Annotated in this window: 9 protein-coding genes; 6 read left to right on the top strand and 3 right to left on the bottom strand. The window is 61.1% G+C overall.

What is annotated here, in order from left to right; all coding sequences use genetic code 11:
- From ABX749_RS06005 to ABX749_RS05985, 5 genes are all read left to right on the top strand, one after another.
- A partial coding sequence (locus ABX749_RS06005; protein ID WP_372895181.1) for a protein kinase occupies positions 1-504 on the top strand: 504 nt, incomplete at its 5' end.
- Positions 505-564: 60 nt separating this feature from the next.
- On the top strand, positions 565-2,640 hold the full coding sequence (locus ABX749_RS06000; protein ID WP_372895180.1) for a hypothetical protein: 2,076 nt from the start codon (positions 565-567) through the stop codon (positions 2,638-2,640).
- Positions 2,633-4,486: a GTPase domain-containing protein gene (locus ABX749_RS05995; protein ID WP_372895179.1), complete on the top strand. Its 1,854-nt coding sequence runs from the start codon at positions 2,633-2,635 to the stop codon at positions 4,484-4,486. The genes ABX749_RS06000 and ABX749_RS05995 overlap by 8 nt, the downstream gene beginning before the upstream one ends.
- A gap of 334 nt (positions 4,487-4,820) precedes the next feature.
- Positions 4,821-5,540 carry a MotA/TolQ/ExbB proton channel family protein gene (locus ABX749_RS05990; protein ID WP_372895178.1) on the top strand — a complete coding sequence of 240 codons (720 nt, stop codon included), beginning with the start codon at positions 4,821-4,823 and terminating at the stop codon, positions 5,538-5,540.
- Between the two features lie 203 nt (positions 5,541-5,743).
- Entirely contained in the window at positions 5,744-7,525 is a 1,782-nt protein-coding gene (locus ABX749_RS05985) for an ABC-F family ATP-binding cassette domain-containing protein (RefSeq protein WP_372895177.1), read from the top strand.
- Positions 7,526-7,670: 145 nt separating this feature from the next.
- Here the strand turns inward: ABX749_RS05985 and ABX749_RS05980 are convergent, their stop codons facing one another.
- Positions 7,671-10,142, bottom strand: coding sequence for a DUF1592 domain-containing protein (locus ABX749_RS05980; protein ID WP_372895176.1), 2,472 nt, complete (start codon positions 10,140-10,142; stop codon positions 7,671-7,673).
- Complete coding sequence (locus ABX749_RS05975) at positions 10,142-11,488, bottom strand: DUF1552 domain-containing protein (RefSeq protein WP_372895175.1); 1,347 nt, start codon at positions 11,486-11,488, stop codon at positions 10,142-10,144. Before ABX749_RS05975 ends, ABX749_RS05980 begins: the two co-directional genes overlap by 1 nt.
- A 172-nt stretch (positions 11,489-11,660) precedes the next feature.
- Between ABX749_RS05975 and ABX749_RS05970 the strand changes: the two genes are divergently transcribed.
- On the top strand, positions 11,661-12,512 hold the full coding sequence (locus ABX749_RS05970) for a protein kinase (RefSeq protein WP_372895174.1): 852 nt from the start codon (positions 11,661-11,663) through the stop codon (positions 12,510-12,512).
- Positions 12,513-12,710: 198 nt separating this feature from the next.
- On the opposite strand, the gene ABX749_RS05965 is transcribed toward ABX749_RS05970, so the two are convergent.
- The coding region (locus ABX749_RS05965; protein WP_372895173.1) for a glutamate synthase-related protein at positions 12,711-13,505 on the bottom strand (795 nt) is incomplete at its 5' end.

Here is a 13,505-nt window from a genome sequence, read left to right as displayed (position 1 = left end):
GTCGATTCGCTGACCGGCACGCCACTGTACATGTCCCCCGAATCGATCCGTGATGCCGCCTCGGCCGACGTTCTCAGCGACATCTATTCGATCGGTGCGGTCGGCTATAATCTGCTCTGCGGTCTCGCTCCGTTGGAAGGCGAATCGGCGACCGACGTGTGCGCCAAAAAGTTGCATGAGGAACCGGAATCTCCCGAGCGACGCATCGGCGTGCCGCTGGCGAAGGATCTGCAACGGGTCTTGCTGCGCTGCCTGCATCTGGATCCGCAAGCCCGGCCCCAGTCCGCTCAGCAACTGGCCGGCGAACTGCTAGCTTGTGCGGACAGTCCCCATTGGACGCAAGCGGATGCTGCTTTATGGTGGCGTGAGATTTTCGACGGCCCGTACTTGGACGATTTTGAACTGAGCGAAGACAACCCATCGGCCGAAGGCACCCAAGGTGACACCGCCGTGAACGAAAAACGTCCAGCGGCAAGCCCACTGGCCCAATCAACGGCGAGCTGAACACCGGATATGTTTGGTCAAAAACGACGAAAACCCCCGACGCAGGTCGACTGGCCACGTTTGAAAGCGTTACTCGAAGACGATGATCGTCGAGCCGCGGTCGAACGTCTGTACCCCGACCCACGCAACGAAAGTTACCTCTCGGCACTCCGCCGCGTCCAACCCGATCTGGCCGGCGATGTGGTTTCACTGGGACGTCAAGTCTTCCACGGTGCCCGCTTGGCCGAGTACCCGACGCTGGCCGTCGCCGGGATGCTCAACAGCGGCAAGACCAGCCTGGTCGCGGGGTTGCTCAGCCGGCACGGACGCGCCCGCACGCTGCGTGGTGTCGCCAACCGCCAAGGCACGCACCGATTCGTTTTGTGGCTGCCCCAGAAATGGCGTGAAGAACCCGCGTTGTGGCAGTTGTTGCTGGAAGATTTTGGTGATGCCGTCGGTCACGCCCCCGAGCTGTTGGCCGAAATGCCCGAAGAGGCGCACGAACAATACAACAACCGCAGCGGCGGCGTCGACGCGTTGGGCGTCCCGCTGGTCGCGACCGATCCGGCGTTGGATGATCTGGGGATCGGATTGCTGGATTGTCCCGACATCGTTTCCGATGAAGTCTTCGGAGTCGGGTCGCCGGAGCGCAGACGTGAACTGCTGGGCAAGGCATCGACGTTCTGCAGCGCCTTCCTGGTCGTGTCGACACCCAGCATGGCCCGCGACCGTTCACTCGGCGACATTCTGCAAACGATCTCGGATTTGATGCCCGGCATTCCACGTTTGCTGGCGGTCAACAAAATTCGTCCCGGACAGACCCCCGAAGACGTGTTGGAATCGTTCGAACCCCAGGCCAGCAAGTTCGGCGTCGAACGAGTCTACGGGGCCTACGATTACGAATTGCCCAAGAGCGAACCCTTCATCCCGAAATCGGCCAAGGACGGGGACCAGGAAATCACGATCGAAAACCCCAGCGACGATCCGCTGCCCATTTTCTTTTCGCTCTCGACGCAGCCTGATGAGAACCCGCCGGCAGAAATCGGCAGCGATCGTTTATTGACCCATCTGACGCGCGAGTTGGATCGCCCGGAATCGTCGGATCGTTTTTTGATGGGACGTCACGCCGCACTGCGTCGCGCGGTTTGGGACATGGGGTTGGCCGCGGTCGAAAAGGACGCCGAGCAATCGCTGCGGTTGACCGAGCGGGCCCGGCAAACGCTGCTGGACACCACGATCAGCCTGTTCACGAAACAGACGACCGGGGGTGCGATCACGGAGGTTCGGATGCACCAATCCGAACGCATCGTCCGGCAGTTGGCCGACGCGTTCTGCGAAGCGGCGCCCTGGTACGCGCGCTGGGGGGTCAAGATCAACACGTTCATCCAAGGCCGTACCAAGGCGGCGTCCGACTTGTTCAAGCAGTACGTGCCGACCGCGATGGCGGAGCGTTATGCCGAATCGATCAAGGAAAAATTCAAATCGAAAAAGGTCGGCCAACTCGTCGATCCGGAAGACCTGGACACGTCCCTTCGACGGTTCGGCGCGCCATTGACCTTGCCCCATTGGTTTGAGGGTCAAAATGATCCGATCGATCCCGCCGAGTGGACCCAGGCGATGCACGAGGTGTTGAGAACGTTTCATGAGAACGATCGCGTGGTGTTCGACAGCGATCAATTGCGGAGCGTGGCCGAAGAGATGTGGCGTCAGATCCCGCGTCACAAAAAGTTGGCCTTCGGGTTGACGCCGCTGGCGGCACTGTTGGCCACGTTCGGAAGCGTGTTGATGTTGCCGGTCGATTTCGGCGCCACCGTTCTGGTTGCCAACGCCTCGGTCGTCGAACTGCTGGCCGCCGCCGGGCTGACCGCTTTTTCAGCCTACTGGGCCGGCGGAAAGACGGCCCAGACGCTCAGCACCCAGGCCGCGGTCGAACAGATGTCGATGTTCTACGTCTTGCTGTGCCACCAAATCGGAATCGATCCCGGCAATCCGCTCCCCTCGATCCGTCTCAAACAGACCAACATTCTGTTCCCCACTCCGAATGTAAAGGTCGGCGTCGATGGCGGAGCAAACGCGACGCTCGCGGTCTATCGTATGAACCAAACGTTTCGTCAAGAATTGAACGGGATCCTGCCTCGCGAGTCCAAACATGCATGAATCCTCCGCAGACACCGTGACCCCTGACGACGAGTTTTTGAACCGGGTTCGTCGCGCCGGCGCCTCGGTCTTGGGTGACAGCGAAACGGGACGCCAAGTTCGATCGCTTTGTGAGGAACACGCCCGCGCGCGTCTCTTGATCTCGCAAGATCGGGCCGCCGGGGCGCTGGTGTTGGCGGTCGTGGGCGCGACCGGACAAGGCAAATCATGGTTGATCCGGCAATTGATTCGCCGCTCGCCGCTGGCCGCTTCCATCCGCAGCGGCAACAATGCCGACCAGGCGACGGAGGAACTGGTTTGGGTCGGCCCGCATCCGCCGGTGGATTTGGACCCTCGCTTTGAACGGTTCGTGCGAGTTTCCTCGGCCGACATGGAACCGATCGGCACGCCTTACATGCTCGTCGATGCACCGGGGGCGACCGACAATCGGCAAGGGATTGCCGACGTCGCCAAACGGGCGCTCTCGTTGGCCTCGGCCATCGTGTTGGTCGTCCGTCGCGATCAGATCCGTGGGCAAACCCCCGCCGCACTTGCGGTGGCCAGTGAAGGCACCATCGTGATCCCCGTGATCAATACGATCGGTGTCGACGACGCGGCGCTGCATGCGGACATCGATACCTTCCTGGCGAACCTGCGGACCGCCGCACCCGAGAGCGTCATCGCCCGTCCGGTTCAGGTCACCGATTTTGAACTGGGCGGCGAAAGCGAACAGCAGATCGGCGCGCAAGTCGCCACCGAGCTGCTCCGCCAATTGAAAATCGAATTGGAAAACAACCCTGACAGCGATCGACGCAAATCGACTCGACTGGCTGCCTTGGACGGTCGTTTCCGATCCGCACTCAGCGCGCTGTTGGCCGACGAACTGCCCGGCCTGACCCGGGCGGTCAATCGGTTGAACGACGAGGCGACGAAACTGCCAGGCGAAGTCGCACAAACGCTGATCGGCCCCGACGGGCCGATGCAGGCCGCCGTTCGCAGCCGTTTGCGCTTGAAACTCTTAACCTCGACCGGTGCCATTTGGTTTCCCTACCGTTCGGTCTTGGGCCTGTTGAACCTGACGCACGGGGCCTGGGATCGCGTGCTGTTGTCGCTTTCGGGATCGCTTCCCTCGCTGGTCAGTACGATCTGGACCTCGACCCGCAGTCTGACCTCGGATCGCAATGCCAACGACGAACTTCGCGACGGGCTGCAACGCCGTAGCGCCGCGGCAGTCACCGATCGACTCGGGCCGCTGGCGGGACAGTTTCGAGAGGAACTGGCGTTGCTGAGAAACGCCGATCAGGGTGACGACGGCAAATCACTCCCCGGCGAACCGTTGCGCGTCACGTCACACTCCGAAACCCAACACGTCGCCTCGCTTGCCGGCATCGATGCCCTGCAAGAACGCTCGCACAAGATCTTCGAAGACGCGGTCGAGCAGAACTCGATCTCACAGTCGACCGCCACGATCATGGCCATCGTCGGCACGCTGATCTTTTGGCTGCTGATGGCCGGTCCCTTTGTCGCCCTGTACGGCGAATACTTGAAAGCCAGTTACGAAACCCTGATCCAGGTCTCGGCGCAACAAGCCGGAGAGCCGCACCATCCGTTGGAACATTTTCCCAAGCCGGAATTTGCGATGGTGCTCACCAGCCTGGTGCTGTCGTTATTGCCGACCGCGATTTTCGCCATGATCGCCCTGTCGGTCGCACAGTCCAACGGCCGAACGCAGCGCGCCCAACAAGCCATTCGCCAGGGTCATGAAGAAGCGATCACGCAATTACAACAAGACCGCGTGCTCCGGCTCCGCTGGGACGACCCGCTGTTGACCGACGCGGAGTTCCTGGTGTCGGCCGGACGACGCTAGCGGGCTGTCGGTTGAAGCCCGCATGCGTAAGCAAGGGGCCACGCGGTGCCCACTAGTTTGGGCCCGTAGGCTCGCGCCAAACGGCTGATGATCGGTTGACATCAGCCGGTTCGCGCCAGCGTCCGGGCCTCCTCGTCCTTACGATTAACCTCGCGGTTTTGAGCACGAGCCTCCGGTCTTTCAAGCTGCGCACCGCTGAAACCAAACCGCTCACGCCGTTCCGCTAACGCCTTCCGTGCCAACAGTGTTTCGCGGCGGCGGTGAACTGATACACTGTGCATCCTCGTTCACCGCTTCTTGACCACTCATCCACCAGCCGATCATGCCGCAGGGATTGCCCCTCCACCTTGATGTGTTGCTTGCCCAAGGAAATACCGACGAGGCGGCCGAGGGCGCGGGCTTGCTGGACATCGTGCTCAGCGGTGGGATCGTCGGCGCGGTCATCTTGGTGGTGCTGCTTTCGCTCAGCTTTTTGGCGGCCTATCTGGTGTTTGACCAGGTGATGACGCTGCGTCGTGGTGAAGTCTTGCCGGAAGGGTTGAGTGAAACCGTCCGACAGGCTTTGCTGACCGGCCGGCTGCAGGAAGCCGATGCGGCCTGTCGGCGTGAACCGAGCGTTCTGAGCGTGGTGCTGCTGTCGGGGATTGCGGAAGTCGATTACGGCTGGCAGGGCGTGGAAAAGGCAGTCGAAGACGCGCTCGCCGAGCAGTCCGCCCGGATGATGCGGCGGATCGAATACCTGTCGGTGATCGGCAACATCGCCCCGATGGTCGGGCTGTTGGGCACGGTGACCGGGATGATTTTTGCGTTCCAGCAAGTCGCCACGACGCGGGGAGCGGCCGGTGCCGGTGACTTGGCCGAAGGGATTTACCAGGCGTTGGTGACCACCGTCGGCGGCTTGGTCGTCGCGATTCCCGCGTTGGCGGCCTATGCCGTCAGCCGCAACCGCGTCGACACGCTGATCGCGGACGTCGCGTTCCAAGTCCAGCACGCGTTGGCCCCCATCAAACGCCGCCCTACCAAGAACGTCGCCGCCCCCAAACGGTCGTCGTGAGCGTTTCGTCGATTGACGCGCCACTGGCTGACGCCACGTGCTGAAACGCACCCCAGCGGGGCGCGTCAGCGACCGGCGCGGGATCGTTCTCCTGTCCCCCACACGGCACCGGCGGCCTACCGCAGTCGACGATTCGGCGTCGGCTTGGTAACCTCACCGGCGTTTCCATTTCGCGCCCTCCAGCCCCCCCTTTGTCCGCCGATATGGCCGTATTGATTCAAGTGCGAAACGCCCACAAGCGTTTCGGCGACCAAGTCCTGCTCGATGGTGCCGACGTTTCCCTGGTTGACGACGTCAAGGTCGGCTTTATCGGCCGAAACGGCGCCGGCAAAAGTACGTTTTTGAGGGCGTTGCTCGGCGACGAAGAACTGGAACAGGGCGAGGTCATTCACCATCCCTCGCTGCGGATCGGCTACCTCCGCCAACACGACCCGTTCCAACCGGGGGAATCGGCGTTGGATTTTCTGATGCGGGAAAGCGGCCAGCCCGATTGGCGTTGCGGTGAGGTGGCCGGCCAATTCGAACTGAAGGGAGACTACCTGACCGGCCCGGTCAAAGCGCTCTCCGGTGGGTGGCAGACACGGGTCAAACTGGCGGCGTTGTTGCTCAACGACCCCAACCTGTTGATGTTGGACGAACCGACCAACTTCCTGGACCTGCGAACCCAGATTCTGCTGGAGCACTTTCTGCGGACGTTCAACAAAGCGGCGTTGATCGTCAGCCACGACCGCGCGTTTTTGAAAGCGACGTGCACCCAAACCCTGGAACTGTCGCGCGGCAAATTGACGATGTACCCCGGCAAGATCGATCGGTTTCTGGAGTTCCGCGAGGAGCGTCGCGAACACGACCGCCGCGTCAATGCCACCGTCATCGCCAAACAAAAACAGTTGCAACGGTTCATCGAGAAAAACCGAGCCAACGCCTCCACGGCCAGTCAGGCGCGGAGCAAGGCGAAACAACTGGAGCGTCTGCAGACGAGTGAAGTGGAGGTCGATGAGCCGACCGTCCACATCCGAGCGCCGCGTGTCACCCCGCGGCAAGGGACGGTGATGCGGACCGAGGAGCTTGCGATCGGCTATCCGGGCCACACCGTCGCCGAAAACATCTCCCTGGAAATCGAACACGGCCAACGGGCGGCGATCGTCGGTGACAACGGCCAAGGGAAAACGACGCTACTGCGGACCCTTGTTGATTCACTCGCCCCGATCCGTGGCGAGATCAAGTGGGGCCACGCGACGGAATTGGGCACCTACGCCCAACACGTTTACTCCAGCCTGGATGATCGGCGGACCGTGCTGGAGCACTTGGAATATGAATCCAACGCGGACACCACGCGACAGGATTGCCTGGCGATGGCCGGTGCGCTGCTGTTTCGCGATTCGCACATCAACAAGAAGATCAAGGTACTCTCCGGAGGAGAACGCGCGCGATTGTGCATGGCCGGCTTGCTGCTGGGTACCGCCAACGTGCTCGTCTTGGACGAACCGGGCAACCACCTGGATGTCGAAACCGTCGAATCGCTCGCCGATGCCCTGATCGACTACCAGGGCACCGTGATCTTCACCTCGCACGACCGACACTTCATGCAACGGGTCGCGACCAACGTGATCGAGGTTCGCGACGGAACCGTCAAGAATTACTTCGGCAATTACGAGTCCTATCTACAGAGCGTCGAAAGCGAGGTGGACGAAGGCGAACGGGAACGCGACCGAATCGCCGGAAAAGCCTCCCCGCCACCACCGACCAAAATCGCCAGTGCCGAAGACTACCGGGCCAACCAGCGTCAATCGCGAAAGACCGAAAAGGAAATCAAGAACCTGGAAAAGAAGATCGCGCAGCTCGATGACGAGAAGAAAGCCGTCAACGCAAAACTGTTGACCGAAACAGACCCCGACGAAGCGGTGCGGTTGCACGATCAATTGACCGAGATCAGCCAAGAACTCGAACAAGCCGAAGAGCGTTGGATGGAACTGAGTGAGTTCTAACCTGGTAGGTCACGTTGTGCGTGACGCAGGTAGGTCACGCTGTGCGTGACGAAGGCGTTGACAACTGGCATGCACAGCATGCCCTACTTGCCGCAATCCCGGCATGCACAGCATGCCCTACTTGCTGCAAACCCGGCATGCCCTTCTATCGCCGCGAAAACAGATCACTGGTCACGATGTGTTCGATCAGCTCTCGCGTCGGATACTCGTTCTCGGCCAGCTGTTCCAGAATAGCATCGATCGTCGCTCGGTCGCTTAACTCGATTCGCCGCCCCAGTGCATAGGCGAATAACTTTTCGGTGAACGCTCGTGCGAAAAACGCTCGGCGCTGCACCAACAGCGTCTTCAACTCCGCGACGCCGTCAAAGGCCTGCCCGCTGGGAAGTTTCCCCGACGTGTCGATGGCCGCCTTGTTCTCATAACGGGTCCGCAGTTCACCGATCGGATCAAAACACTCCAGCGCAAAACCGAGCGGATCAATTTTGCGATGGCACTCGTTACAAGCGGCCGAGGTTCGATGCTTCTCTAACAAGTCGCGCACCGACGTCGCCCCCCGCACATCCGGATCGATCGCGGGCACATCGTCCGGCGGAGGCGGCGGGGGAGTCCCGAGCACGTTTTCCAACATCCAGACACCGCGGACGACGGGCGAGGTTTCGATCCCGTTGGCGGACACCGTCAACACACTCGCCTGCCCCAACAGTCCGCCACGACGCCGGTCGCTGAACACGACTTTGCGAAACGCGTCGGCCCCTTCGGCCGGCACCTGATCCACGACGCCGTAAAGCTTGGCCAGGTCTCGATTGATGAACGAATAGTCCGCGTCCAGCCAGCGAACGACCGACGCGTTTTCATCGATCAGGTGACGCAGAAAGGTGCGCGTTTCCCGTTTCATGTCGGGCTGCAGATTGGACGCGTAATAACGCCAAAACTGATCCCGGTCCGGCGGCATCTCGCCCAACGCGCGCAGATTCAACCAGGCATCGGTGAACCCGGCAATCATCGCGTCGGACTTGCGATCGGCCAGCAATCGGCGGGTTTGCTCGAGCAATGCCTCGCGGTCCAATCCCTGTGCATCGGCCATCTCTTGCAAGCTCGCATCGGGCATCGATCCGGTCAGAAAGTACGACAACCGGGCGGCGAGCGCGTGCTGGGAAATCTGATCGGTTTCGGGAGCGGAATCGGGATGCAGATACAAAAATGCCGGCGAACACAGCACGGTCTTCAACGTGTCTTTGAACGCACCAAACGGATCGCGACCGTGCTGCAGACGCGTCTGATAGACTGACATCAACCGATCCAGTTCACCCGGTTTCAGGGACCGGCGATAGGCGCGGCGGGCGAACGCTTCGGTCAACTCTCTGGCGTCCCCGGGCTCGAACCGGCCGCCGGGCAAGACGCTTGCCAGGGTCGCGCTGGGCCACTGTCGAAAAATCGGACCGCGGATCTCGACTTCGTGAATCCGGATCTGCGGGACCTGTCCGTAACGCAACATCACGTTTCGTGCGCGAACGATTCCCTGGCCGCCGCGGGCGTGTTCGGGCAAGGTGTCGGCATATTTCCGATGTAGCCGCGTGTGCAGGGGACGCACTTCGCGCAAGCCATTTTCGAAGGTGAATCGCGGAGTGAAACCGCGATCCAGCGGCACCTCCATCGTGTACCACTGCGGCTCGCCGTCTTCGATCGTGCGTTCGGCCAGCAAGGGTTGAATCGGCTGCATCGTGTGCAAGCTGCCGGCCTTGACGTTACCGGGACGGATGCCCAAGCGAAACTTTTCGCTCAAGTCGATCTTCAGGTCGGCTTCCGAATACGGCGTGTCACGGTGAAGGGCTTGGGCGAGCACACGAACTTCATAAACGCCGTCCGACGGCACGCCTTCGGCAAACGCTTCCAGCGGCCCGTAAGCCCCCTCCGGTCGATCCGCCAGCGGACTGTCATACAGACACAGATAACGAAATTGAAACGCCGCCCGGTGAGCCCCATCCAACTCGGGTTGCTGGCGAAAATGGTCGTCAAAATGCCACGTCCGCTCTTCGGGTTGCGTCCGGTTGGCCAGCGCTTTTTCGACGATCGCATCGGCCGCGTCCAGGTACTGTTCCAGCAAGTACCCCGACGTCACCAAGGCGTCACCGACGTTGTCCAATTGTTCGACGGTGTTGTCCCGTGGGAATCGATTGCTGGGATCGAACATCGACATGTCCATCTGGAACAGATCGCTGACGGTGGCGAGGTACTCGCGACGCGTCAATCGACGCAGCACCGTTTGGCCGCCGGTGCTGGATGACTGTTGTCGCAGCTGCTGCAACGACGCGGTCAACGAATCGATCGCCGCCTGACGATCCTCACGTGTCGGCTGCTCCGCATCCTCCGGTGGCATGTCGCCGAGCGTCAACTGGTCGATGATCTCCTGCAAGATGATTTGCGTGTCGTGATCGGTGGACGACAAATCGAGCGCATCAAATTCACGCTCACCATTGGCGTCATCGGCGTTGTGACAATCGACGCAGTAGGTTCCTAAGAACGCGACTGCATCCTCCGCCAGCCCCCGCGGTTGCGAAAATCCGACCAGCATGGCGAACCCGACACAAAGGGCTTGCGCCATCGTGGAAAGACGCATCACGCCAACTCCAATCCCGAGAGGGTGCCGGTGCTGGTGGAGAAACGTTCGGCCGGAATCCCGAACCGATGCAGCAAGGTCAGGTACAGGTTGGTCAACGGGGGACGGTGCGGTGACGACGAATCAAACCACATCGTTCCGCGATGCCGCAGCCCTCCGCCGGCGACGACGATCGGCAGGTTCGTGTTGGTATGGGAGTTCGCGTTTCCCATGCCGCTGCCAAACAGCACCGACGTGGTTTCGAGCAGGTTGGAATCGCCGCTCTCGGTCTCACGCAGCTTGGTCAGGAACCGCGAAAACTGCTCAACCTGATACGATTCAATCTTCTTCAGCGCGTCGATCGACTCCTTGCGTTGGCCGTGATGCGACAGCGAGTGATACCCGCTTTTGAAACCGAAATCACGGGCTTCAAAGTCGCCGCCGATTTCCAGCGTGGCGATTCGAGTCGAATCGGTTTGCAGCGCCAGGGCGATCAACTCGTACAGCATCGGCAGATCGTCAACCATGTTCGTGTTGGCCGGTGCGGCAAACGGCGCCGGAGGTTTTTCGATGTCGATCCACTGTTTTCGATTGCCCAACCGTTTTTCGACGTCGCGAATCGACGTCAGATATTCGTCCAGCTTTTGTGCGTCGCGGCGATTGAGTTGTTTCGAAATGGTCTTGGCGTCACCGTTGACCGCATCGAGGATTGATTCCTGCATGCGAAACCGATCCGCGGCGCGCTGCTTGTCGGCCGGTTTGACGCCGACAAACAGCTTCTCGAACAATTCCCGCGGTCCCGTGATCGGAGGGACGCGGGTGCCCGAGCGGCTCCATGACATTTGGCATCCGCCGTGGATTCCCGAATCGCTGCCGACGGTCAACGAGGCGAACCGCGTGCGGCCGGCGATCGTTTCGGCGGCGAATTGGTCCAGCGTGATGTTCCCGTCGGGCATCGATTTGGCGTCCACACTGCGAATTCCGGACAGGAACGCATGAATCGCGAAATGGCCGCCCTTGAGCCCGTGGTCCAACCCGCCGATCACGGTGAAATCCCCGGCATGCTCGGACAGCGAGGCGAGTGTCGTCGACAGCGAAGTCGCGTTGTCGCGGGCGGTCGTGGATTGATCCGCCGAAGGCTTGCCGGGCCAAAATGCCTCGGGATAAAAGCCCAACATGTTGCCGATGCAGACCATTCGGCGGGGCGGTTGCGAGGATTCGGCAGACGTCGGGGACGGGGAATCCGATTCGCCTGCGGTGGCCCGGTTGCGGAGCGAATCGAACGCCGGCAGAGCGATGGAAATCCCTGCGGCCTGCAAAATGGATCGGCGACCGACGACCCGTGGATTGGGACGATGTCGATTCATGGCGAGAGACCAACGGCTGGAAGTGGCGAGAAAGAAAGGGGGGACCGGCGAAGCGGCACCGATCAGTTTACACGAAAGGCGAACGTTCCCGAAATCCAGTCCGTCCGCAACGGGCAGTTAATCCACGTCGACTTTGCCGATTGGTCCAACGGTTCGACAGAGCCGCGATGGATTGGTCGATGTTTCTAGTGCGATCTCTTACGACCCCTGGCGCGATCATCCGATCGAAGGCGAAATGGAATCAAAGCTGCCTGAGCAATTGGGAATTTGGCGACTCGGATCAAGTCTGTGTACCAATTCGGCGTTTTGCGTCACCTTCGCCCAACCGGTCGATGCCGTCGGTAGCCCGCGTTGGGACTACGCGATGAAGCTGGCGACGTTGCCCGACGGCCGCGACGGAATCGCCGGGTCCATCGCCGCCGGAGCCCAGATCCGGCATCCCAACGTGGTCCCGATTCTGGACGGAAACGCCTCCGGAGCGTGGCCGTACTTGACGATGCCGCTGCTCGAGGGGCGGACGATGAAATGGCATCTGTCCAGCGGTCCGCGAAAGCCCTTGCCGGTCGCCCTCTGGCTGATCCGACAGATTTGTCAGGGACTCGGCGCGATCCATGCCGCCGGTTGGACTCACGGTGACGTCAAACCCGACAACGTGATCGTGGGCAGCAATGGACATGTGACGCTGATCGACCTGGCATTCGCCCATCAAGGCAGGCTCGACCAGTCGGCACCGTTCCGCGGCACGCGGCAATACGCCGCGCCCGAGCTGCTCACCAATGCATCCTCGGGAAGCCCGGCGAGCGACATCTTTGCCACGGGGCGAATGTTGTGGGAATGGCTGGCGCGGGTGGAAACCACCAACGAACAAATCCTCAGTCCGGCGTGTGAGTTGGTCGAGTGCATGGTCGACGCGGCACCCGAAAACCGTCCAGCCGCTGACGAGGTGACAGCGACCTTGTTGCGAATGGAAATCGACACGCTCGGCGAACACATCGTTCCGGCCCGGCCACGTCGTGCCGCGTAGCGCTTCTTCCCGATTGGATCTTCGGGCTGCGTTTGTCGAGCGGAAAAGGGGCAGGCAGTAGCTTGCGGAACGACGAAACGGGCGCTGAACCCACGGATAGCAGCGCGAACCCACGGATTTTTGGCACCCGGTCATCCGCGGGTTCGCGCTGCCATCGGTGGGTATGATTTCCGCTGATTCGCCCGGTAACAAGAACGGCTAAACCTTCGTCGCCCAACGGTATCCGAACAGTTCCTTGGCCGAACTGGTGCCGAACGAATCGGTCAGGATGTCAAAATGTTTCAGCTCCACGTCGCAGGGGTGCGACACGCCGCATGCCCGGCCGAGCTGCAACAACTCCTTTCGCAATGTCACGACGTAGTTGGCAAACCGATGCGCCTTGTCGGTCGGATCCAACCCTCCCATCAGCCATCGATTTTGGGTCGCGATGCCGGCCGGACAGTGCCCGGTGTGACAGCGTTGTGCTTGAATGCATCCGATCGACAACATCGCTTCACGACCGACGGCGATCATGTCGCAACCCAATCCGAACGCCAGCAGCGCGTTGTGCGGGAAACCGAGCTTCCCGGATCCGACGAAGACGATTTTTTCATGCAACTCCGCATCGCGAAAGATGCGATACACCGAACTCATGCCCAGCTTAAACGGCATGGCGACGTGATCGGAAAACACCAACGGCGCCGCGCCCGTTCCGCCTTCGCCCCCATCGATGGTGACAAAGTCCACGCTGCGACCGGTCTGTTGAATCCGGCCGGCCAATTCGTGCCAAAATTCCATTTGCCCCACGGCGGATTTGATGCCGACCGGCAGACCACTTTCGTCGGCAAGCCGTTCGACAAAATCGAGCATCGAGTCGACGTCACTGAACTCACGGTGCGACGCCGGACTGGCGCAATCCTTCCCCATCGGCACACCACGGATCTTTGAAATCTCGTGGGTGATCTTTGCCGCCGGCAGCAACCCGCCGCGGCCCGGCTTGGCTCCCTGGCTGAG

The sequence above is a fragment of the Stieleria sp. genome (assembly GCF_041595215.1).
Classification (GTDB): Bacteria; Planctomycetota; Planctomycetia; order Pirellulales; family Pirellulaceae; genus Stieleria; species Stieleria magnilauensis.
Note: the sequence above shows the minus strand (reverse complement) of the source record. Positions and strands in the feature narration are given on the sequence as shown.

What these genes read in the sequence shown, in the direction of transcription:
- ABX749_RS05995 (WP_372895179.1), top strand. Translation starts at nt 2,633, where the DNA reads ATGCATGAATCCTCCGCAGACACCGTGACCCCTGACGACGAGTTTTTG.
- ABX749_RS05985 (WP_372895177.1), top strand. Translation starts at nt 5,744, where the DNA reads ATGGCCGTATTGATTCAAGTGCGAAACGCCCACAAGCGTTTCGGCGAC.
- ABX749_RS05980 (WP_372895176.1), bottom strand. Translation starts at nt 10,142, where the DNA reads ATGCGTCTTTCCACGATGGCGCAAGCCCTTTGTGTCGGGTTCGCCATG.
- ABX749_RS05975 (WP_372895175.1), bottom strand. Translation starts at nt 11,488, where the DNA reads ATGAATCGACATCGTCCCAATCCACGGGTCGTCGGTCGCCGATCCATT.